The organism is Mesorhizobium sp. M8A.F.Ca.ET.208.01.1.1 (genome assembly GCF_004791315.1).
Classification (GTDB): domain Bacteria; phylum Pseudomonadota; class Alphaproteobacteria; order Rhizobiales; family Rhizobiaceae; genus Mesorhizobium.
The window spans coordinates 847,880-869,478 of the sequence record NZ_SRUT01000001.1 but is presented as its reverse complement, the minus strand read 5'-3'; the positions used below and the strand labels follow the sequence as shown (position 1 = coordinate 869,478).

The 21,599-nt window shown below is 63.7% G+C and carries 18 protein-coding genes; 7 read left to right on the top strand and 11 right to left on the bottom strand.

Annotated features, from left to right (window positions below):
- Window positions 1-60 precede the first annotated feature (60 nt).
- The gene (locus EN851_RS04240; protein ID WP_127279123.1) at window positions 61-612 is read left to right on the top strand and encodes a hypothetical protein; all 552 of its coding nucleotides are present in this window, start codon (window positions 61-63) and stop codon (window positions 610-612) included.
- Window positions 613-735: 123 nt separating this feature from the next.
- On the opposite strand, the gene EN851_RS04235 is transcribed toward EN851_RS04240, so the two are convergent.
- From EN851_RS04235 to EN851_RS04225, 3 genes are all read right to left on the bottom strand, one after another.
- Window positions 736-1,002 carry a hypothetical protein gene (locus tag EN851_RS04235; protein WP_027029131.1) on the bottom strand — a complete coding sequence of 89 codons (267 nt, stop codon included), beginning with the start codon at window positions 1,000-1,002 and terminating at the stop codon, window positions 736-738.
- 179 nt (window positions 1,003-1,181) lie between these two features.
- Complete coding sequence (locus tag EN851_RS04230; protein WP_127872552.1) at window positions 1,182-2,390, bottom strand: MFS transporter; 1,209 nt, start codon at window positions 2,388-2,390, stop codon at window positions 1,182-1,184.
- A 60-nt stretch (window positions 2,391-2,450) separates the two neighbouring features.
- Window positions 2,451-3,440: an AraC family transcriptional regulator gene (locus EN851_RS04225; protein WP_189521762.1), complete on the bottom strand. Its 990-nt coding sequence runs from the start codon at window positions 3,438-3,440 to the stop codon at window positions 2,451-2,453.
- A gap of 162 nt (window positions 3,441-3,602) precedes the next feature.
- On the opposite strand from EN851_RS04225, the gene EN851_RS04220 reads away from it, so the two are divergent.
- On the top strand, window positions 3,603-5,438 hold the full coding sequence (locus EN851_RS04220; protein ID WP_127872553.1) for a monovalent cation:proton antiporter-2 (CPA2) family protein: 1,836 nt from the start codon (window positions 3,603-3,605) through the stop codon (window positions 5,436-5,438).
- 15 nt (window positions 5,439-5,453) lie between these two features.
- The gene (locus tag EN851_RS04215) at window positions 5,454-5,999 is read left to right on the top strand and encodes a DUF924 family protein (protein WP_127872554.1); all 546 of its coding nucleotides are present in this window, start codon (window positions 5,454-5,456) and stop codon (window positions 5,997-5,999) included.
- A 10-nt stretch (window positions 6,000-6,009) separates the two neighbouring features.
- On the opposite strand, the gene folK is transcribed toward EN851_RS04215, so the two are convergent.
- The 3 genes from folK to folP are packed head-to-tail and all read right to left on the bottom strand — an operon-like array spanning window position 6,010 to window position 7,717.
- On the bottom strand, window positions 6,010-6,522 hold the full coding sequence (gene folK, locus EN851_RS04210) for a 2-amino-4-hydroxy-6-hydroxymethyldihydropteridine diphosphokinase (protein WP_127281141.1): 513 nt from the start codon (window positions 6,520-6,522) through the stop codon (window positions 6,010-6,012).
- Window positions 6,506-6,865 carry a dihydroneopterin aldolase gene (gene folB / locus EN851_RS04205; protein WP_023773903.1) on the bottom strand — a complete coding sequence of 120 codons (360 nt, stop codon included), beginning with the start codon at window positions 6,863-6,865 and terminating at the stop codon, window positions 6,506-6,508. The genes folK and folB overlap by 17 nt, the downstream gene beginning before the upstream one ends.
- A 3-nt stretch (window positions 6,866-6,868) precedes the next feature.
- On the bottom strand, window positions 6,869-7,717 hold the full coding sequence (folP, locus tag EN851_RS04200) for a dihydropteroate synthase (protein WP_127872555.1): 849 nt from the start codon (window positions 7,715-7,717) through the stop codon (window positions 6,869-6,871).
- A gap of 115 nt (window positions 7,718-7,832) precedes the next feature.
- Between folP and EN851_RS04195 the strand changes: the two genes are divergently transcribed.
- Together EN851_RS04195 and EN851_RS04190 are read left to right on the top strand one after the other, a co-directional pair.
- Window positions 7,833-8,453, top strand: coding sequence for a DUF922 domain-containing protein (locus EN851_RS04195; protein WP_167531424.1), 621 nt, complete (start codon window positions 7,833-7,835; stop codon window positions 8,451-8,453).
- A 227-nt stretch (window positions 8,454-8,680) separates the two neighbouring features.
- On the top strand, window positions 8,681-10,162 hold the full coding sequence (locus EN851_RS04190; protein ID WP_135864439.1) for an MDR family MFS transporter: 1,482 nt from the start codon (window positions 8,681-8,683) through the stop codon (window positions 10,160-10,162).
- On the opposite strand, the gene EN851_RS04185 is transcribed toward EN851_RS04190, so the two are convergent.
- The 3 genes from EN851_RS04185 to EN851_RS04175 all read right to left on the bottom strand — a co-directional run bounded on the left by EN851_RS04185 (window position 10,163) and on the right by EN851_RS04175 (window position 12,117).
- Window positions 10,163-11,194 (bottom strand): NAD(P)/FAD-dependent oxidoreductase, encoded by a 1,032-nt coding sequence (locus EN851_RS04185; RefSeq protein ID WP_127280422.1) that lies wholly within the window; start codon window positions 11,192-11,194, stop codon window positions 10,163-10,165. It abuts the gene before it with no gap.
- A gap of 89 nt (window positions 11,195-11,283) precedes the next feature.
- Window positions 11,284-11,604: a 2Fe-2S iron-sulfur cluster-binding protein gene (locus EN851_RS04180; RefSeq protein WP_135928643.1), complete on the bottom strand. Its 321-nt coding sequence runs from the start codon at window positions 11,602-11,604 to the stop codon at window positions 11,284-11,286.
- A 144-nt stretch (window positions 11,605-11,748) separates the two neighbouring features.
- A complete protein-coding gene (locus EN851_RS04175) occupies window positions 11,749-12,117 on the bottom strand; it encodes an Hpt domain-containing protein (RefSeq protein ID WP_127280424.1) in 369 nt (122 codons plus the stop codon).
- A gap of 275 nt (window positions 12,118-12,392) precedes the next feature.
- Here EN851_RS04175 and EN851_RS04170 point away from each other — a divergent pair, with 275 nt between their 5' ends.
- Window positions 12,393-18,749 carry a kinesin gene (locus EN851_RS04170; protein WP_135928642.1) on the top strand — a complete coding sequence of 2,119 codons (6,357 nt, stop codon included), beginning with the start codon at window positions 12,393-12,395 and terminating at the stop codon, window positions 18,747-18,749.
- 129 nt (window positions 18,750-18,878) lie between these two features.
- A complete protein-coding gene (locus EN851_RS04165; RefSeq protein ID WP_135915832.1) occupies window positions 18,879-19,493 on the top strand; it encodes a 3'-5' exonuclease in 615 nt (204 codons plus the stop codon).
- Between the two features lie 32 nt (window positions 19,494-19,525).
- On the opposite strand, the gene EN851_RS04160 is transcribed toward EN851_RS04165, so the two are convergent.
- Window positions 19,526-20,104, bottom strand: a complete 579-nt coding sequence (locus EN851_RS04160) for an ABC-type transport auxiliary lipoprotein family protein (RefSeq protein ID WP_245520684.1) — start codon at window positions 20,102-20,104, stop codon at window positions 19,526-19,528.
- Window positions 20,105-20,214: 110 nt separating this feature from the next.
- A complete protein-coding gene (locus EN851_RS04155) occupies window positions 20,215-21,588 on the bottom strand; it encodes an MlaD family protein (RefSeq protein WP_135928641.1) in 1,374 nt (457 codons plus the stop codon).
- Window positions 21,589-21,599 lie beyond the last annotated feature (11 nt).

Genomic DNA, 21,599 nt, shown 5'->3' with positions numbered 1-21,599 from the left:
ACCAATCTTCTTCATGGTCAAACCGGTTTCAAACAGCCTCGTTGTTACCGGGTGTCGTCGATGAAAAGCGTAATTCTGTCCAGCATCTTGCCCCTGGCGGCGGCGATCACAGCAGTCGCCGGTATTGCCTCCGGGGCTTGCGCCGGAGAGCCGGACAAGCAGTTTTTCCAGTCGGCCGAAGGCAAGTGGGTCGGCCCCGGCGAAATCGTCGCCGGCAAGTACAAGGGCACGAAATTCAACTGCAGCTTCACCGGCTCCACCCCCGACGGCAAGACGGGCATGACTCTTGACGGCGGCTGCCGGGTCGGCATGTTCACCCAGCCGATGTCGGCCAAGATCGAGCGCAACGGCCGCGACTACAAGGGTTCCTTCATGGGCGGCTCGGCCGGTGCCGGGCTCGATATCATCGGCGGCAATGTCGTCGACGCCCGCAAGGTGGTCTTCACCATCAACCGCAACCAGCTGCGCGGCGTCATGCAGGCACGCATTCCCGACGACAATTCGATGACGGTGACGGTCGCCGTGCGCGTTCAGGACCAACTGGTGCCGGTGATCGGCATGAGCCTTAAGCGAGTCGATGCCGTCGAAGTCGGCTCCATCACGCCGAACTGAGGCGCACCCCGCCTCCATTTCTTTACGCAATTCCGGATGGTTCTTGGCATTGCTGGGATACCCCCAAACAAAAGAGGCGGCAGCCCATCGCCACCGCCTCCTTTGAAACAAACGAACCGGGCGTCAGCCCTTGATCGCGGCGGTCACCTCGTCATAGGCCTTGCAGGCGTCGGCCAAGGTCGTGGAACCCTGATACTTGGTCGTCACCGCCTGGACCTTGGCGGTCAGGTCAGCCGCCTTGGACGGGTCCTTGGTGATCGCCTCCTGCAGCGCGGCGGCCATGTCCTGCGCTTTCTTGGTTGCGATCTCGGTCGTGCATTCCGGCGCCTTTGAACAGGCCGAACCGGCAAGCACCGCCAGCCCGACGGCAACGAGCAAAAACTTCTTCATGTCAGTCATCTCCTCAAAAGGGCGCGACTTGATCGCCGCTCACCCCCAATGGCCGAAGCCGAGCGTGCTTAGCCTTCGATTGTGGCAAGATGCAACGCGTTACCGACGTTAACTTGTGTAACGCGCCTGCAATATCGCCAACGGCCGGATTCAGGCTGCTGTGTCGGCGGCGGCAAAGTTCAGCTACGCGGTTGTAGCAGCGCCAAGACGGCCGTCGATGCGGCAAGGATGGCCGTCACGGTCAAAGGCGCTGTAGGGCCATAGGTGTCCACAACATAACCGCCGACAACCGCACCGGTGGTGATGGCGACCTGAAAGGAGGCGACCATCAGGCTGCCGGCTGCTTCCAGCGCGTCAGGCGCCGCGCGAGACAGATTTGTCGGCAGCACCACAGGCGCCATGCCGAAGGCGAAACCCCACAGGGTGGCGAACCCAAAGGCAACGCCGATGTGCACGCCCCAAAGCACCAATGCCAGCGCCGCGAACGCCATCAATGCGGCCGTAACCACGAGAGCCACGTGGATATTGGCGTCGGCCATGCGGCCACCGGCAATATTGCCGATCACAGCCGCGATGCCAAATCCGAGCAATGCCAGGGCAATTGGCCCGGTTGCAAGGAGCGTCACGTGTTCGAGAAAGGGACGCACATAGACCGAGCCGGCAAAATGCCCCGTCATCAGCAAAAGGATGGCGAGCATACCGAGTTGAATGCCACGCCGCCGTGTCAGCCGAAAGACGTCTGCAAGACTATTGCTTGCCGTTGCAGGCAAGGTCGGCAGGCTGAGCAACTGCAGCAGCATGGCAAGCAAGGCCAACCCCGCCGTCATGGCCATGGCGCTCCGCCAACCCAGCCAATCGCTGATCAACGCGCCCATCGACGGTGCGGCAATTGTTGCGAGCGAGACGCCGAGGGTGACGATCGCCATGCCCCGCCCCGTCGCATTGGCGCCAACCAGCCTCGCCACGACGGCGACCGAAAGTGCCCAGAAAGCGCTGAGAGCGATCCCCAGTCCGGCCCGGCCCAACAATAACAGCCAGAAATTGGGCGCCAGCGCCGCAAGAATGTTGGAACCGACCGCCAGTGCCATGAGGCCGACAAGCACCGTCTTGCGGTTCAATCGGCCGATGAGGACATTGCTCAACATGGCCGTCACGGCGCCGACGGAAGCGGTGGCGGTGACCACCTGCCCGGCCGTCCCCTCGCTGATGCCGAGATCGCGCGCCATCGGCGTCAACAGACCTGCCGGCAGGAATTCGGCGGACACCAGCGCAAAGCTGGTTGCCGCCAACGAAAGGACCGCGAACCATGTGGTTGCGCTCCACGTCCCCGGCGCGGCGGCATCAAGGTCTATCGCCGCGTCTTCAAGCTGTAATGTTGTGTCAGTCACGGAAGGATCTCCAAAGTTTGGAGATCTTTCATAAACGAGTCTTTTCGGATGATATGTATCTCAAAATCCGAAATTCATGTCTATTCGTCCAGGAATTGTGCGACGCACAACGCCCGGCGAGACATTGGTGATGCGCTTGAAGGCGCGAGCGAAGGATGCCTCGGAATCATAGCCCAAGCGGGTAGCAACCTCGGCCACCGACAAGCCGTTTTGTCCCAACAACTCGCGGGCAAGCTGCATGCGCAGACGGGCGAGATAGCGTGCCGCGCCTTCTCCCAATACGGCGCTGAAGCGCTCCGCGAAAATCGAGCGCGATTGGCCTGCCAGGCCGGCGAGGCTTTCGAGCGTCCAGTTATGGCCGGGGTCTCGGTGCATGGCTGCCAGAGCGCGGCCGATATGAGGGTCGCGGATGGCCGCGAGCCAACCGGTGGTCGAAGTTCCCGTGCAATTGACCCAGCAACGAATGAGCCGGGCTGTCAGCAAGTCCGCCATACGCGACAAGATGGTGGCGCTGCCCATCTGCGGTTGCGCGGCCTCCGCGGTCATTGCCGCCAGCAAAGGACCAACGACCGGGTCATTGCCTGCAACGTCGCAACCCTTGATGATAGGTGGCATCAACGCGATCAATGGGTTAAGCGCACAGGCGCCCAAGGTCATGGAGCCGCAGAACAAGGTGCTTGTCGCGCCCGTGCCTTCCCGCACGACTTCGCAGACGTTGCCCCCCAACTTGGTCACCTGGCAATCATCGAGCGAGCCGCCTGCAACGTCCGGCGCGCTAGCCAGCCGATGGGCGATGCCTTGCGGCAGCAGCACCAAATCGCCATTGCGCAACTCATGCCATCCCTGCGCTTCGGTATGGATCCAGCATGGACCCTGACTTACAAAGTGAAAACGAAGGAGCGGTTGCTCTGGAAAGGCGATGCTCCACGGATGTCGGAGCTCGCATCGGCCATAGTTGACGCCACTCAAGCGAAAGTCTTGCAGGACTTCGCTGAGCGCATCCATCGGAATATGTGGCGCCGAAGACGGCCGGGACGAATGGTCAGGCATTGGGCAGATATAGACACCAATCGTCCGACAGGCAAGCGGAGACCGTTGTTCCACCAGGGGAATCGCTTCGACGGCACCCCTACCGGCCCTGGCAGGCTCCCCGCCCTTGCCTCCCGCTCCAACTGCATGCAAGGAGTGATGTCGGACACAGGGACAAGAGGCATGGCAGCGGAAGCATCAGGCAGCGATCTCATTCAGGTGGTGGCGCTGCTTGCCGCAGGGGTCGTCGCCGTCCCCATCTTCAAGCGCATGGGTCTCGGCTCGATTCTCGGATATCTCGCCGCAGGCGTGGTGATCGGCCCGTTCGGCATCGGTGTCTTTTCCGAATCGGGAGCCATCCTGCATGTCGCCGAACTCGGCGTCGTCATGTTCCTGTTCATCATCGGCCTGGAAATGCAGCCATCGCGGCTCTGGGGCCTGCGCCGCGAGATCTTCGGGCTTGGCGCGCTTCAAGTCGGGGTCTGCGCGGTGCTGCTGACTGGTGTCGGCATGGCCGGAGGGTTTCCGATCGCGCAATCCTTCGTCGCCGGGGCTGGTTTCGTGCTGACCTCGACGGCCATCGTCATGCAGCTTCTGGAGGAGCGCGGCGAAATCGCCTCTCCCAAGGGCCAGCGCATCGTCTCCATCCTGCTGCTGGAGGATCTGGCCATCGTGCCGCTGCTCGCCCTGATCGCTTTCCTGGCGCCCGGCGGTGCCGATACCAGCCTGTCGGAGCGGCTGACCGAGGTCGGTATCGGCCTCGCCGCGATCGTCGGACTGGTGGTGGCGGGACGCTACCTGCTCAATCCCTTCTTCCGCATCCTGGCGGATGCCCGTGCGCGCGAGGTGATGACGGCCGCGGCTCTGCTGGTCGTGCTCGGGTCGGCGCTCGCCATGCAGCTCAGCGGCCTGTCGATGGCGATGGGCGCCTTCCTGGCCGGGGTGCTGCTTTCGGAATCGACCTTCCGCCATCAGCTCGAAGCCGACATCGAACCGTTCCGCGGCATCCTGCTCGGCCTGTTCTTCCTTGCGGTCGGCATGTCGCTCGACCTGCATGTGGTGGCCGCGAACTGGAAGCTGATCGCCATCTATGTCGTCGCCTACATGGTGATGAAGGCTTTCGGCATCTACATCGTCGCCCGCATCCTGAAATCAGGCCACCGCGAGGCACTGGAGCGCGCGGTCTTCATGGCGCAAGGCGGTGAATTCGCCTTCGTACTCTATTCCGCGGCCGCCGCCGTCGGCATCATCGACGGCCAGGCAAACGCGACGCTGACGGCGATCGTCATCATCTCCATGGTGCTGACGCCGCTGGCGATCATCGCCTTGCGCTATTTGACGCCGCGCGACGAGCAGTCGCTGGACGGCGTCGAAGTCGCCGACGGCCTGACCGGCAGCGTGCTGATCATCGGCTTCGGCCGCTTCGGCCAGATCGCCAGCCAACCACTGCTCTTGCGCGGTATCGACGTCTCGATCATCGACAACGATGTCGAGATGATCCAGGCGGCCGCCGATTTCGGCTTCAAGGTCTACTATGGCGATGGCACGCGGTTGGACATCCTGCACGCGGCCGGGGCCGGCCGGGCGCGGGCCGTGCTGATCTGTGTCGACAAGCCCGACGCCGCCATCCGCATCGCCGAACTCGTCAAGGCGGAGTTTCCCTTGCTTACGGTGTTGGCACGTGCGTTCGACCGCGGCACGGCGCTGCAGCTCATCCGCGCCGGCGTCGATTATCAGCTGCGCGAAACCTTCGAATCGGCACTCGTCTTTGGTGGCTCGACCCTCGAGGCGCTGGGCGTCGATCCCGAAGACGTCGCCGAAACGATCGAGGACGTCAGGCGCCGCGACACGGCCCGCTTCGAGACCCAGCTCGCCGAAGGCATCCGCTCGGGACAGCGTTTCCTGAAAGGCAATATCGGCACGCCGATCCCGACCCCGCTTTCCACGCCCCGCCGTCCTGGCCAGGCGCTCAACGAGGAAACGGCCGGCGTCCTGCATAAATCCGAACCGGCGGATTGAACGGGGAAATCAACGATGGAACTGAACAGCAGAGCCCTCTCGGTCACCAAGTTCTGGCGCGACGCCGGCGAGGATGCCTGGTTCGAGAAGAACGACGCATTCGATGCCGATTTCCGCGCCCGCTTCCTCGACCTCCATTACGCCGCCGCGCGGCGCGAATGCGACGACTGGTCAGGACATGCCGAAGGCTCGCTGGCGCTGATGATCCTGCTGGACCAGTTTCCGCGCAATTGCTTTCGCGGCACCGGCCATATGTTTGCGACCGACCCCCTGGCAAAGCATTTCGCGCAAAAGGCGGTCGCTGCCGGCCACGATTTGGCGCTGGAACCGGAGGTCCGCGTGTTCCTCTATTTGCCGTTCGAGCATTCGGAAAATCTTGCCGACCAGGACCGGTCGGTTGAACTTCACACAGCCAGGGCCGAGTTCAATCTGAAATACGCCCTGGAACATCGTGACATCATCCAGCGCTTCGGCCGTTTCCCGCACCGCAACAAGATGCTTGGGCGCGAAACGACCGCTGAGGAAAAAGCATTCCTGGATGACGGTGGTTTCTCCGGCTGATACCAGCGGTCTAGCGCAGCCACCAATCCTGGCCTGACGGCAGGCGTTCGATGCCCGCGGCATCGACCGAGCCCAGGCGATCGACAACGCGTTTGCCGCCAATGGTGAGGTCCGGCGCGATCTCGGCCAGCGGTGCCAGCACGAAGGCGCGCTCCAGCATGCGCGGGTGTGGCACCTCCAGGCCCGTTTCATGGATGATGCGGTCGCCGAACACCAGGATGTCGATGTCGATCAGGCGCGGCCCCCACCTCTCCTCGCGCACGCGCTTGAGCTTTCGCTCGGCATCGAGGCAGAGGTCGAGCAATGCCCGCGGCGACAGCCGCGTCGACAGTGCTGCGGCCGCGTTGAGGAAATCCGGCTGGTCGAGCTTGCCCCAGGGCGGCGTCCGGTAGAGCGAGGAAACGGCGGCCATGTCAGTGTCGGCATCGGCGTCGAGCAGGCGCAACGCAGCCCCCATCGACTTGGCCGGATCACCGAGATTGCCGCCGAGGCTCAGATAGACGGTGTTACTCGGGCCAGACAACGGTCACCTCGACGTAATCGAGCACGCCAGGCACCGGCGCATTCGGCTTGCGAACGGTGACCTCGGCTTTGCGAATCTGGGGAAAGCGCCCGGTGAGGGCCTTTGCGACTTCCAGGGCCAGGGCCTCGATCAGGAAGCGCCTGTGTCCGGTAATGATCTCCTCGATGACGGTGAAGGCAACGCCGTAATTGACGGTTTCCCCGATGGCGTCATCGACGAGCGCACGTCCGGGCTCGACGGTGAGCGAGGCATCGACATAGAAGCGCTGCCCGAGCGCTTCTTCCTCGTCCAGCACGCCGTGCCGGGCAAAGAAGGCGCAATTCTTCATGCGGATGACATACATGGCTCAGCGTTCCGATCCGGTGTCCCGCGCCAGCATAGCATCCGCCACGGCCAGCGCGTCCACGTTGATTGCGACATCATGGACGCGAAACAGATGCGCGCCCTTGAGCCTGAGTATGACGCTGGTCGCCGCCGTACCGGCCGCCCGGTCGGCTGCGTCGCGGCCGGTGACGGTGCCGATAAAGCGTTTTCGCGACGTACCGGCCATCAGCGGGAAGCCGAGCGCGCCAAGCTCGGAAAACCGCGCCATCAGATCGAGGTTTTCCGCCGCCGTCTCCTTGGCGAAACCAAAGCCGGGGTCGAGCACGACATGGTCGTCGGCGACACCCTGCCCGCGCCCGATCTCCAGCGATTTTCCCAGGAACGCCAACTGGTCGGCGATCACGTCGGGCAGCTTTTCGCGGTCGCGGCCGGTATGCATGATGACGAGCCCGGCGCCGGTTTCGGCCGCCACCCGCGCAATGCCTGGCTCGCGCTGCAGACCCCAGACATCATTGACGATGTGCGCGCCGGCTGCCACCGCGAGCCGTGCTGTCTCCGCACGATAGGTGTCGACCGAGATCAGCACGTCGCCTGCACGCGCCAGCGCCTCGATCACCGGCAGGATACGGGCCTGCTCCTCGCTGGCCGAGATCGCCGCCGCGCCGGGCCGGGTCGATTCGCCGCCGATATCAATGACCGCGGCGCCTTCCCCGATCATGCGGCGCGCATGGACCAGCGCGGTTTCGGGAGCATCAAACAGGCCGCCGTCGGAAAAGCTGTCGGGCGTGACATTGAGGATGCCAACTACCACGGCCTTGCCGCCAAGCTCGAGATGACGCCCATGCGCCAGCTGCCATCGCCTCGCCGTCATTGCGCATCAACCATGGGCTCATCAACCAAGGGGGTCATCAACGATGTGTGATCCGCATCGGATCAGTTCCGTTGCGCCGGCAAAGGCCGTAAAGCAAGGTGACCGAAGAGGCAACATGATGACACGATCCCTGCTCTGCGCACTGCTGCTTACCGTCGCCGTTCCGGCGGATGCGGCCAATCTGGTGAAGACATACAGCTATTTCGCCATTGGCGGCAGAACGCTGGAGGATATCGAGCAGCAACTCGCCAAACACGGGCCGCAGGTCAAAAGCACGGGGTCGCGCCACCCGGGCGCCACCCAGATGGCCTTCACGACACGCATCAGCTACGCCAGCCAGTCCGGCTCCTGCCGGATCGCCGACGCGGTCGTGACCGTCAAGGTCAAGGTGATCCTTCCCGAATGGCGCCGCCCACGCAAAGCCGATGCCGATGTACGGCTGTTCTGGGATACATTGTCCGCCGACATCAAGCGCCATGAAGACCGCCATGTCGAGATCGCCAAGAACCACGGCCGCGCACTGGAAGACGCGCTGAAGGCAACCCATCCGCAGAAGGATTGCAATGCTGCAAAGGCCAAGGCCGCCGAGATAACGGCGGCCGAGCTTGCCAGACACGACCAGGACCAGTTGCGGTTCGACCGTGTCGAAGGCGTCAATTTCGAAAGCCGCATCCTGCGGCTGATGCGCTACCGGATGCAACGCATCGAGAGTGGCCAATTGCCGCCGCCAACCTGAGTTTCCTCGCCGGCTCCGTTCGCCTGGATGCAAGCCAACCGGGCGGAAGCGTAGTGCCAGCTTCGAATTTTTTTCGAGCGGCGTTCGAAATCGGTCTATAGGGAACGACATATCCAGGGTTGCCTCGGGCACAAGCTGGAAGCACGACCATCACGATCGATCGCGCCGCGAATGCACCACAAAGACCCGATGGTGATGCGGCAGCGCAAGGCGCATGGACGAGAAATATGGACCAGGCAGTCGACAAGCAGGCCGTGGCGGCCGCGAGCGCGCCGCTGACCGAAAGCGAAAAGAACGCCATTATCGGCGGCGTCCTTCTGTCGATGCTGCTGGCGGCCCTCGACCAGACCATCGTCGCGCCCGCCATGCCGACCATCGGGCGCTCGCTCGGCCATGCCGAATACCTGCCCTGGATTGTCACCGGCTACCTCTTGACCGCAACCGCCGTGGCACCGCTCTACGGCAAGATTTCCGACGTCTATGGGCGTCGGCCGACCGTCTATGCGGCAATTCTCATCTTTCTTGTCGGATCGCTGGTCAGCGCACTGGCTCCCAACATGTTCGTCCTTATCCTGGGGCGCGCGATCCAGGGGGCCGGTGGCGGCGGCCTTTTCGCGCTGACGCAGACCGTGGTCGGCGACCTTGTCCCGCCGCGCGAGCGGGCGCGCTATGCGGCGTGGTTTTCCGGCACATGGGCCGTCGCCAGCGTCGCCGGGCCGCTGCTGGGCGGCACTTTTGCCGAACATCTGCATTGGTCCCTCATCTTCTGGATCAATATCCCTCTGGGCTTTGTTGCGATGGCGATCATCAACACGCCGCTCAAGAAGCTGCCGATCGCGGCCAAGAATCACAGCATCGATGGTCTTGGCGCATTGCTGCTCATCGTGGCCACGGCGCTGTTGCTGCTGGCGCTGAACTGGGGCGGCAGCGCTTACCTGTGGATGTCGCCGGAAGTCGTCGGCGTCCTGGCCGGCTCCGCGCTTTTCTGGGGAGCCTTTGCCCTGCGGCTGATGCGGGCGGCCGAACCGCTCATTTCGCTGGAAGTGCTGGGCAACCCGATCGTCCTGGCCGGCACTCTGTCGATGTTCCTGCTCCAGGCCTCCAGCGTGGGCCTTGCCGTCTATCTGCCGGTCTATCTGCAATCGATACTTGGCCTGACGGCCAGCGAGTCGGGCATTGCAATGCTCGGCCTTCTGCTTGGAACCGTGGGCGGCGCCGCTTCCAGCGGCCGCCTGATACCGCGCTTCACCCACTACAAGCGCATCGCCATGGTCGGCGTCCTCTTCGCCATCCTGTGCATGGGCCTGCTGGCCTTTGTCGCCGGCCATGCATCGTTGCTGGTCGTCGAAGTCCTGACCATCTGTATCGGGCTGGGGACCGGGACGACATTTCCGGTAACCACCGTCTCCGTGCAGAATGCCGTCGACCGCATGCATCTTGGTGTGGCGACGGGGGTGCTTACCTTTCTGCGGTCGCTGGGCAGTGCATTGGGGGTCGCGATGCTCGGGGCCATCGCTCTGGGCTTTGGGTTGCCGCTGGCCGGTGAAGGCGTTGCGGTGGCTGGACATGTCGCATCGGCCCAGCCCTTCGTGATGATCTTTCTCGTCGCGGCCGGCACTCTGGGACTGGGCCTCATCACGCTTACGCTGATGCCCGAGAAAGAACTTCGAGGCCACGTCGACGATCCGGCGCCCATCCTGGCGGAATAGCTAGCCGGAGACGCCGAGCTTCTTCTGCAGGCTGGTGGACGAAGTCGTATACTGGAACACGATTCGTTCGCCGGGGCTGACGACGCGCTTGGCGGCCTGCGCCATCAGCGCCACCTCGTGGAAACCCGACAGGATCAGCTTCAGCTTGCCCGGGTACCAGTTGATGTCGCCCACCGCGAAGATGCCGGGCACCGATGTCTGGAATTTCTCCGTATCGACCGGGATCAGGTTCTCATGGAGATTGAGCCCCCATTCCGCGATCGGGCCGAGCTTCATGGTCAGGCCGAAAAACGGCAGCATGCGGGTGCAAGGCACCTCGATGTCGCCATCCGGGCCTCCCTTGATGGTGGCCGATGCCAGCTGGCCATCGGCTCCGGTGAGCCCGGTCACCTGGCCGACCCGAAATTCCAGCTGCTTCATCTCCTGCATGGCGTACATCTTGTTGACGCTGTCGGGCGCTGCGCGAAACTCGGGCCGCCGGTGAACGAGTGTCACGCTCTTTGCCACCGGCTGCAGGTTCAGCGTCCAGTCCAGCGCCGAGTCGCCGCCGCCGACGATGACCAGGTCATGGTCGCGAAAATCCTCCATCCGGCGAACCGAATAGAAGACGCTCGTGCCTTCATAGGCCTCGATGCCGGGAATTGGCGGGCGCTTCGGCTGGAATGAGCCGCCGCCGGCGGCGATCACCACCACCTTGGCTTCGAACACCTCGTTCTCGTCCGTGGTCACGCGAAAGCCGCCGTCGTCCAACTTTTCGAGACTGGAGACCATGCGGTTGTAGGTGAAGTCAGGCTTGAACGGCTCAACCTGCTCAAGCAACTTGTCGACGAGCCCTTGCGCCGAAATCGAGGGCCAGCCGGGGATGTCGTAGATCGGTTTTTCCGGATAGAGTTCCGCGCATTGGCCGCCCGGTTTGTCGAGAATGTCGATCAGGTGGCACTTGAGGTCCAGCAGGCCGAGTTCGAACACGGCGAACAGGCCGACCGGCCCTGCCCCGACAATGAGGACGTCTGTGCTGATGATGCCGGTCATGATGCGCCTCGCTGCGAAAGTCCCGGCGAGACTGCATGACCATTGCCCCGCTGCCAAGCGTCAGCGGCAAAAATCGCCGATGCAGGCTTTCAGCCCTGACGTTCTGGCACCCGCACGATCAGACCGTCGAGTGCGTCGCGCACCTTGATCTGGCAAGACAGGCGCGAGTTCGGCTGGACCTCATAGGCGAAGTCCAGCATGTCTTCTTCCATCGCCTCGGGCTCGCCGACTTCGGCCGTCCAGGCCTTGTCGACATAGACATGGCAGGTCGCGCAGGCGCAGGCGCCACCGCACTCCGCTTCGATGCCCGGAACGGCGTTGCGAATGGCGTTTTCCATGACCGTCGAGCCGTTTTCGGCATCCACGTCGAAATGTGTGCCGTCATGGGCGATGAAGGTCAGTTTGGTCATTTGTCACCTGAAGGGAGTTTCGCCCGGGACGAAGAGCCTTTCGCCTGGGACGAAAGAGAGTTTCGCCCGAGATAATCACTCCGGCAAACAAGTCAACTGCCGCGCGAAAGCGGCGCTCCGTGACGTTTTTGTCGCAAACCGGAATCAGCGATTGATGGCGGCGATGAAGTCGCGCATTTCGTCGATCAGCCGGCCGAGCCGCTTGAGGGTCTGGACGTCCTCCGGACGGCGCTCGATATCGGTGGCGCAATCGGCGATGGCGAAGGCGCCTACGCCGCGGGCCGATCCTTTCAAACCATGGGCCAGCAGCAGCCGGTCCTTGATGTCGGCATCGACTATTTTGTCGCGCACCGCCAATGCCTGCTGTACAAACAGCGCCAGCACCTCCTGCTCAAGGGCGCGGTCGCCCATCGTTTGCCGGGCAAGGTGTGCCAAATCGACCGGCCGGGACTGCCTCGTTCCCGATACGTCGCCCCCGGGCATTGAGAAGGCAATGCCGCTTTCGCCACGCATGAACTCGAACTCCATTTTCTTCGGCCGCCTGAAAAACTAGGCGATTCCAGTGGACAACGGGTTAATGAATGGCCGGGAAAAATGTTGCGAAAACGGCGCCCAAATCACGGTTCCGTTAACCTTATATTTAAAGTTTTACGTATCCCGCGGAATGCATGTTTTCTTTACCCCCCTGTGTCATTACGATACGAGGGTCCATTTTCAGCCTCCTGCGCGGGGGTAAGATAACCAGAATTAATAAGCCCCCGCGGCAGCTAGTACAGGGTAGCGAAGGCATGGCGAAGAAACCAACAACGACCAGAACTCTCGACAGCGACGTAGCCAGGGAACTCGAAAAAGCGCTCGATCTCGACCTGAGCAGCGATACCGACAGCGGCGACCTCGATATCGCGGCTTCGATGGAAGATCTGGAAGCGCAGATATCGCAGGCCGCCGACGAGTTGGCACGCGAGGGACGCAATCAGCAGCCGGCGCCCGTCGTCAATCAGGCTCAGGCCGCGAAGCCCGCGCCGAAGGCCAAGCCGGCCGAACTTCGCCCGGTGGAGACGCGCAATGGTGGCCAGCCCGCTGGTTTCGCGCCAGCCAACGACGATCGCCAGAAAGATTACAAGACCCTTCTGCACAGCCTGAACAGGCGCGCCTCCAACACCATCTACTGGGTCATCGCCTTTGTCTCGCTCGCCTGGATAGCGGGCGCCGGCGGACTGGCCAACCTGCTTTTTGGACCGGGCATCTGGCGGATACGCACGCTGGACCAGTTTTTCGCCCGCCCCGAACTGATCGGCCTCGCGGTCGCGGCAATCGTGCCCGTCATCCTGTTCTGGGCCTTCGCGGCGATGATCCGCCGCGCCCAGGACATGCGCATCGCCGCGCAATCGATGACGGAAGTGGCCTTCCGCCTGACCGAGCCGGAAAACATGGCCCAGGATCGCGTCATGATGATCGGCCAGGCCGTCCGCCGCGAGGTGGCCGCCATGGGCGAGGGCATCGAACGCACGCTTGCCCGTGCCGTGGAGCTGGAAACGCTGGTCCACAGCGAGGTCAACCAGATCGAACGCTCCTATTCGGAAAACGAAACCCGGATTCGGTCGCTGGTCGATGGGCTGGGCAGTGAACGCGAAGCCGTGGTTTCCCATGCCGAACGTGTCCGCGCCTCGATCTCCGGCGCGCACGAGACCTTGCGCGATGAAATCGGCGCGGCAAGCGACATCATCCGCGACAGCATCCTCAATGCGTCGACCAAGCTGTCGATGACGATCACCAATTCCGGCGACACGCTGATCGACCGCATCAATGAAAGCTCGATGTCGATCTTCGACTCGGTCGAAGGCCGGCTCGACAACATCACCGACCGGCTTTCGACCTCCGGCGAGGCGTTCGCCAGCCTGCTCGATACCCGCATCGCCAAGCTGACGGACACCACGGACGGCTTGACCCGCTCGTTGACCGACCTGCTCGACGACCGCACCACCGGCATGGTGTCGCTGCTCGGCGGCGCCGCGCGCACCCTCAATTCCGAGTTCGAAGCCAGCCTCAACGGCATCGAGCGCACCTTGGCCGAACGCGGTCAGGCGCTGATCAGCGAATTCCAGACCCGCGCCGAAGCGCTGGATACCGGCACGCAGAAGCTCAATGCAGCGCTGGAAGCCCGCGCCCGCCAGATCAACGAAACGCTGGTCGAGCGTGCCCGTGAAATCGCTCACACCTTCGCCGAGAGCAAGGACACGCTGTCGGCCATGATCGATCAGGGCAAGACCCAGATCGGCGCCGACATGGCCGACATCGTCACCTCGACCTCGTCCATGCTCGAAGCGCGCGCCAGCGATTTCGCCGGCCGCATGGAGGCAGCCCGCCACGTCGTGTCGCGCTCCTTCGACGCCGACATCCAGAGACTTGCCGACGCCCGCGTCGGTATTGAGGAAGCCGTCGAAAACCACAGCCGCAAGCTTTCCGAGAGCCGCGAGCGCATGGCGGAAGCCATGCAGGCGGACCTGGCGAAATTCGCCGAGGGCCGCGCCGGCATCGATGCCGCGGTGACCAACCAGGTGCAGAAGCTGGCCGAAGGCCGCAGCCTGATAGCGCGTGCGCTCGAAGAAGACCTGCGCAAGGTCAACGAATCGCGCGCCGCCATCGATGCGTCGCTCGGCAGCCACCTCGAAAGGCTGGAAGAAGGCCGCAACCGGCTCTCTCTGGCCCTCAACGAAGACTCTGGTAAATTGGTGCAAGCTCGTACGATCATTGATGAAATGGTCGCCGGACATGTCGGAAAACTGGCTGAAGGCCGCAACATCCTGTCGCGCGCTTTGGAAGCTGATCTCGGCAAATTGTCCGACAGCCGCGCCGACATAGACGGCCTTGTCGCCGGCCAGGTCGAGAAAATCGCCGAGGGCCGCGCGGTGCTCGCCAAGGCGCTGGAAAACGACATTGCCGGTATCAAGAACCTGATCGAGGCGCATTCGGCGAAACTGGCCGAAGACCGCACGCAGCTCGGCCGTTCGCTCGAAAGCGACTTGTCGGGCATACGCGGCCTGATCGACAGCCATTCGGGACGCCTGGCGGAAGACCGCGGGCTGCTGTCGCAGACGCTTGAAGCCGACCTCGCCAAGCTGGCCGAAAGCCGCGCCAGCATCGACGGGCTGGTCGCCGGCCAGGTCGAGAAGCTCGCTGAAGGCCGCGACATTCTCAAGCGTGCGCTGGAATCCGACCTCAACACCATCAAGAACGTCATATCGAGCCAGTCGGACAAACTTGCCGAGGATCGCGGGCAGCTCTCGCGCGTTCTGGAAGCCGATCTGCAGAACGTGAACAGCGTCATCGCCGACCACATGAACAGGCTGGTTCAGGATCGCTCGACCTTGTCGAAAGCGCTGGAGGACGATCTCGCGAAACTGGCCGAAAGCCGCTCCAGCATCGACGGGCTGGTCGCCGGCCAGGTCGAGAAGCTCGCCGAAGGTCGCGACATCCTGCGCCGCGCATTGGAGGCCGACCTCAACACGGTCAGGAACACCGTTACCGACCAGTCCCAGAAACTGGTCGACGACCGCGCCCAGTTCGCCCGCGCGCTGGAGGCCGATCTCGAAACCGTCAACAGCCTTGTCAACAGCCACTCGGACCGACTTGCCCAGGAGCGTTCGACACTGTCGAAGGCGCTTGAGGCCGACCTCGAAACTGTCGGCAGCCACGTCAACAGCCACACCGAGCGGCTCGCCCAGGATCGTTCGACCTTGTCGAGAGCGCTCGAGGCGGACCTGCTGACCGTTAGCGGCCACGTCAACAATCACGCGGAACGGCTTGTCCAGGAGCGTTCGACCTTGTCGAAGGCGCTCGAAGACGATCTTGCCAAGCTAGCCGAGAGCCGCTCCAGCATCGACGGGCTGGTCGCCGGTCAGGTCGAGAAGCTCGCCGAAGGCCGTGATGTCCTCAAGCGTGCGCTGGAGGCCGATCTCGCCAAGCTGGCCGAGAGCCGCTCCAGCATCGACGGCTTGGTGGCCGGCCAGGTCGAGAAGCTCGCCGAGGGCCGCGACATTCTCAAGCGCGCTCTCGAAGCCGACCTGCAGAGGCTGACCGAAAGCCGCGGCGATATCGACGACATCATCGCCGGGCATGTCGGCAAGTTGTCCGAAGGCCGCAATATGCTCAGCCGGGCGCTGGAAGATGATCTCGGCAAGCTCGCCGAGACCCGCAAGGACGTCGATCGCTCGCTGTCCGGCCATATCGACCAGATTGCGGCCCGGAGCACGGACATTTCCGCCGCCATCGCCGCCGATGTCGACAAGATCGAGCAGGCGTTCAGCCGCCAGACCGGCATCATCGAGGAACGCGCAGGCACCATGGAGCGCGCCCTGTCGACTGGTGTCGACAACGTCCGCAGCGTGCTCGAGAAGAGCGCGGTCTTCGTCGCCGGCGCCTTGCGCGAAAAGGTCCTGGAAGTCACCAGCACGCTGCACGAGCAGGCCGGTGCGGCCTTCAGCGACGCCGATCGCAAGATCGCCGAGCGCGCCGAACAGACGTCCGCCGCCCTGCTGGCACGGGCCGAAGACATTGCCCGCACCTTCGAGGAGGCCGATCGTCGCCTCCACGCCCGCGCGGAAGATACGTCGAACGCCTTGCTCGCCCGCGCCGACGACACGTCCAGCTCGCTGCTGGCCCGCGCCCATGAAACCGCCGATCAGCTCGCCGCTCGCGCTGGCGAGATCGCCGGCACCTTCGACATGACGGACCAAAAGCTCGCCGCCCGTGCCCAGGAGACTGCGGATCAGCTGGCCGCCCGCGCAAGCGAGATTGCCGGCACATTCGACGCGGCCGACCAGAAGCTCGTCGCCCGGGCCGTGGAAACGGCGCAATCGCTGGCCGCCCGCGCCGGCGACATCCTGCGCAACTTCGAAAGCGCCGACCAGCGGCTCGGCATGCGCATCGGCGAATCCGCCGAGGCGCTCGCCGCCCGCGCGTCGGACCTTGGCCGCATTTTCGACGCCGCCGACCAGCATTTGGTCTCGCGCATCGCCGAGGGTTCGGATGCGCTGTCCAGCCGGGCGTCCGAAATCGCCCGCATCTTCGACGACGCCGACCAGCGCCTGGTTTCGCGCATCGCCGACAGCACCTCGACGATCGGCGAGCATGCGCAGACCATTGTCGGCGCCTTCGCCAGCACCGAGCAGAGGGTCGCCGATCGTGCCCGCCAGACCGGTCAGGAACTGGCCGTGCATGCGCGCGAAATCGAGCAGGCGCTTGCCGGCGCCGACGAGCGTCTTGCATCGAGCGCGGCGGCCGCGGCCGCCCGTGTCGAAGAGCAGATCGCCGGCGTCGAAAACCGGCTCGCCTACACGGCCGAGACGATGGGCCAGAAGCTCAACGAGCAGATATCGACCGCCGAGGCGCAACTCGTAACGCGTGCCAATGTGATCGCGGAGACCTTCACCGCGGTCGGCCAGCATATCGGCCAGAGCACCAACGATGCCGCCAAGACGATCGGCGCCAACACCCGCGAGCTCAACACCATGCTCGCGGCGCGGTCCGCCGAGATGTCGAAGATCCTCGACGAAACCGCGCGGCCTTTGGTCGAGCGCTTCGCCCAGGGCGGCTCGGACCTGCAGAAGAGCATGGAAGAGGTCACCGAACGCGCGGCCGAGAAGCTGCGCAGCGAGAATGCGACGCTGGTCAACGCGCTGGCCAGCCGCACCGCCGAAACCTTGTCGGCGGTCGAAGGCGCCCGTTCGTCGCTGTCCGACAGCGTCGCCGATCTCATCGGCCGGATGACCAAGTCCAGCTCGCAGCTCGGTCAGTTGATCGAGCAGGCCGCGGTCAACCTCGGCGAGGTCGACCAACGTCTGACCGGCAGCACGCAAAGCTTCGCGGCAACCACCGAAAAGGCGGCGCAGACCTTTGCCAGCTCGGCGCGTCTGGTCGATTCGAACACGACAAGGCTGACGGAACTGTCGTCGTCGACCTTGCGTGAGGTCGCCTCGATCGCCACCAAGTTCGACGAACACAGCCGCCTGCTCGCCGGCGCCTCGGACCTCCTGAGCTCGGCCCAGAGCAACCTCGAACACACGCTGGAAAGACAGTCGTCGCTCGAGGATCTCGCCGTTGGCCTGGTCAAGAAGTCGGAAGATCTCGAAAGGGTCATGCGTTCTTTCGAAAACCTCGTCGGCCAGACGCTGCAGAACGCCGAAGGCAAGACGCTGGAATCGGCCGACAAGATCCGCAACGCCATCACCGAGGTCGTCGAGTCGGCAACCAAGCGCTTCGCCGATGCCACCGAGGAGATGCGGCGCACGGCGGGCTCGATCAAGAGCGAGCTCGACCTCACCCGCGCCGAGCTCAAGAAAGGCGTCATCGAGATGCCGGAAGAGGCCAAGGAATCGACCTCGGCCATCCGCCGCGCCGTTTCCGAGCAGATCAACGCCTTGAAGGAACTTTCGGATATCGTTGCGAAATCCGGTCGTGGCGGCGACTCCTCGGAACCGCGTCCCTTGCGTCCGGCGCCGCAGGCACCGGCGGCACGCGCCACCGAGCCGCCCCGTCGCGCTCCGGCACCGCAGCAGGCGGATCTGCGCCCGCCGCAGGCACCGCTGGGCGGCGCGGGACTGCGCGGCACGCTCGATCTGGAGCGTCCGGCGGAGGCAGCACCACGCCAGCGTGCCGCTGACGCCGGTGCCCGCGCGCCGCAAGGCGGCTGGGTGCGTGATCTGCTGACCGCCGCGTCGAACGATGCCGACCTCAGGCCGGCGGCCCCCCAAGCGCCCGCGGAAGCACCGCGCCCGGCCCCTGCCCAGCGTTCCCCGCTGCATGTCGTGGAATCGCTGAACTCGCTGTCCGTCGATATCGCGCGGGCCATCGATCACGATGCCTCGATCGAGCTGTGGAACCGCTACCGTCGTGGCGAGCGTGACGTGTTCACGCGCAGGCTCTACACGCTGAAAGGCCAGCAGACGTTCGACGAAATCCGCCGCAAGTACCAGGCGGAGGCCGAATTCCGCGCCGCCGTCGACCGCTATTGCGACGATTTCGAGAAGCTGCTCAAGGATGTCTCGCGCAACGACCGCAACAACATCATGGCGCAGACCTATCTCACGTCGGACACCGGCAAGGTCTACACCATGCTGGCCCATGCCAGCGGCCGCCTGCACTAAGCGGTCGCCAAGCCAAAACGAAAAAGGCGGGGGATTTGTCTCCCGCCTTTTTTCTTGAAGGGACTGATCTCGCCACCTGGAAGACGCATCCGGGTTTGGTCTCGCTTTTCCGGAACCGGATACTGACTTGTGAAGACGGCAATCATCTTCGACTGCGAGTTTCTCTGCCTTGAGGGCTCACAACGCAGATACTGGTGCGCGGCCCATGACCCGGATCCGGTCATCGCCCAGATCGGGGCTGCAAGGCTCGGCCTCGAAGGCGACTTCCCCGTGCTGGGCACGCACAAGGCCTACATCCCGCCGATAGACCGATTCGGCGAGAGATACGCGCTCGATCCGTTCTTCACCGGGCTGACCGGCATCACCGAAGAAATCATCGAGGCCGAAGGCGTCGGGCTGGAAGAAGCCCTTGCCGGCGTCGATCGGTTTTCCGATGGAGCTCGGTTCTGGTCCTGGGGCAAGGACGAACTGAACATGATCGCCATCAGTTGCTATGTCGCGGGCATCAAGCCGCCCATCCCGGCCACCCGGTTCGACAACGCCGTGAAACTGCTGATCGCGGCCGGCATGCCGATCGAGGACCTGGCAAGGACACCGAGCAACAAGCTTGCGCAATATTACGGCGTCGAACACCCGCCATTGCAGGGGCATGACGCGCTAGACGATGCGCTGTCCGTCACCTACACCCTGCAGCACCTGATGAAGACTGGAAAGCTGCGGCCGGACGTCTTCGACCGTCCGTAGCCCGAAAGATGGAACTCCTGCGCGTCTGGCGCTCAGATCACCGAATCGGTCCAGCGGACGATCTGCTTGGCCGCATCGCCGAAGGCCGCGTCGAGCGCGCCGACATAGGCCGGGTTGCCGCTGCCTGATACGGGTGCGGATGCGGTGAAGTTCTTGGAAGCCTTCACTTCGCCGTTGCGGTCGTTGAGCAGGCGCACGAACAGGTCGACCTCGGCATGTTCGCCGCCATTGACGCGGACCTCGAAGGACCTGACCTCGACGATCACCTGATAGTCGATCGCCAGGCCCTCGCCCGGCTTGCCGACGCCGGCAAAGCTGCCCGAGCGCTGGAACGTCTCGGCCAGCCGCGCCTGCACGATCAGCGGCAGGCGGTCGGCCCATTGCGCGCCCTTCAGATACTGGATCGAGCGGTCGGAGGGTTTGATGACGATGTTCTGGCTGTCCAGCGCCTTCAACGCCGAAGGCTGGGCGATCAGGATTTGCTTGCGGCTATGGCCATGCGCGTCGACCGACGGCGCAGACAGTTCGAACGTGTCGAGCGGTGTCGGCTTGCCGCCGAGCGCCGCGCAACCGGCAACCGCCAGGACAAGCAGCACCGCAGCTGATTTCAACCCGCTTGTTCCAAGCCTACTCAACCTCACGCGTGATCCCCGTTGTCCCCGGATCGTAAGATCAAACCCGCATTCACGAGCACTGTTCTTGCGGCGGGGCGGCGCCGAAGTCAACGCCGCGCCCTGCCGTCGAACTGACGAACCTCGCCGTCGCCACCAGAAAGGATGCGCTGCGGATTGCGGCTGAGATCCGTCACCGCCTCCTCGATGCGGTTGATCGAGCGGCGGCTGTCCTGCACCAGCGCCTCGACATTCTGCAGCCCCTGGCCCGAGAAGCGCGCCAGATTGTCGGTGATGATCCCAAGGCGGGCGTTCAGCGTATCGGCGACCTGCTTGAAGGATTTCAGCGTATCCCTGGCGTCGGCCATCAAGCCGTCGGCCTGGCCCGAGCCGAGCAGCTTGTCGACCTTGGCGAGGATGCCGTCGACCCGCACCGAGGCGTCGTTGAGCCGTTGCGCCAATTGCCTGGCGTCCTTGATTGTCTGGTCGATGTCGTCGGCCCGATTGGCGATCTTGCCGGTCACCTCCGCGATATCGGCGGCTGCCTTGTTGGCGTTGTCGCTGGCCTTCTGGATGTTGGCGAGCGCCTGGCGAACTTGCGCCGGGTCGATGCCGTCGAGTACGCCATCGACCTTGGCCAGCGTGCCTTGCGTCTGCTTGGCGAAGTCGTTGACCGATCCCACGGCCGTATCGACGTTCTTGATCACGCCATCCAGTTGCCGCGAGGTTTCCTTGAGGTTCCCCGTCACCGTATCGACATTGGCGACGATGCTCTTGATCTTGTCTTTGTCGACCGCATTGAGCAGGCCCTCCGCCGCCTTCAACGTGCCGTCGAGCTTGCCTGACACGCCTTTCAGCTCATCGGACAGCGCGCTGACGGCGGACAAGAACTTGTCGACGCCGTCGGAATTCCTGGCGAGTGCATCGGAAAACGTCTGTACGTTCTGCACGGTCTGCGTCAGCGGCCCGCGGACATCCTTGGTGAAGCCCTCCAGCTCCGTCAGCACCTTGTCGGCGCGGGTGAAGATGTTCTGCGCCGTCTGCAGCAGATTGGTCACGGCCGAAGGATTGGCGATGATCTCGGCGACCTTGCCCTCCTTTTCGGCTTGGTCGAGCAGCTTCACCTCTTTGGGGTCGGCACCCTTGAGCTCGATATTGGCCTGCCCGGTAAGGCCGGCAAGGCCGATATCGGCCTGCGTCGACTTGGTGATCGGCGTCATCCGGTCAATCTCGGTGTCGGCGATGGCGACAGTCGGATTGTCGACGTCGATATAGACACGCTTGACGTCGCCAACCTTGACGCCGTTGAACAGCACGAAGCTGCCGCGGCCGAGACCAGAGGCCGAGCCCGGAATGCGCACCCGCAGCAGCGTCGTCTCGCCCCTGTCGCCGATCGCGGCCGTCCAATAGACGAAGCCAAAAGCCGCCAGGATCGCAACCAGCGTGAAAATGCCGACAATGACGTAGTTGGCTCTGGTTTCCATTGCTTCACTTA

Coding starts and splice junctions, on each gene's coding strand:
- EN851_RS04215 (WP_127872554.1), top strand. CDS start 5,454: ATGGAACTGAACAGCAGAGCCCTCTCGGTCACCAAGTTCTGGCGCGAC.
- EN851_RS04175 (WP_127280424.1), bottom strand. CDS start 12,117: ATGCGTGGCGAAAGCGGCATTGCCTTCTCAATGCCCGGGGGCGACGTA.
- EN851_RS04155 (WP_135928641.1), bottom strand. CDS start 21,588: ATGGAAACCAGAGCCAACTACGTCATTGTCGGCATTTTCACGCTGGTT.
- EN851_RS04190 (WP_135864439.1), top strand. CDS start 8,681: ATGGACCAGGCAGTCGACAAGCAGGCCGTGGCGGCCGCGAGCGCGCCG.
- EN851_RS04220 (WP_127872553.1), top strand. CDS start 3,603: ATGGCAGCGGAAGCATCAGGCAGCGATCTCATTCAGGTGGTGGCGCTG.
- EN851_RS04235 (WP_027029131.1), bottom strand. CDS start 1,002: ATGAAGAAGTTTTTGCTCGTTGCCGTCGGGCTGGCGGTGCTTGCCGGT.
- EN851_RS04195 (WP_167531424.1), top strand. CDS start 7,833: ATGATGACACGATCCCTGCTCTGCGCACTGCTGCTTACCGTCGCCGTT.
- EN851_RS04185 (WP_127280422.1), bottom strand. CDS start 11,194: ATGACCGGCATCATCAGCACAGACGTCCTCATTGTCGGGGCAGGGCCG.
- EN851_RS04240 (WP_127279123.1), top strand. CDS start 61: ATGAAAAGCGTAATTCTGTCCAGCATCTTGCCCCTGGCGGCGGCGATC.
- folP (WP_127872555.1), bottom strand. CDS start 7,717: ATGACGGCGAGGCGATGGCAGCTGGCGCATGGGCGTCATCTCGAGCTT.
- folB (WP_023773903.1), bottom strand. CDS start 6,865: ATGTATGTCATCCGCATGAAGAATTGCGCCTTCTTTGCCCGGCACGGC.
- EN851_RS04170 (WP_135928642.1), top strand. CDS start 12,393: ATGGCGAAGAAACCAACAACGACCAGAACTCTCGACAGCGACGTAGCC.
- EN851_RS04180 (WP_135928643.1), bottom strand. CDS start 11,604: ATGACCAAACTGACCTTCATCGCCCATGACGGCACACATTTCGACGTG.
- EN851_RS04225 (WP_189521762.1), bottom strand. CDS start 3,440: ATGCCTGACCATTCGTCCCGGCCGTCTTCGGCGCCACATATTCCGATG.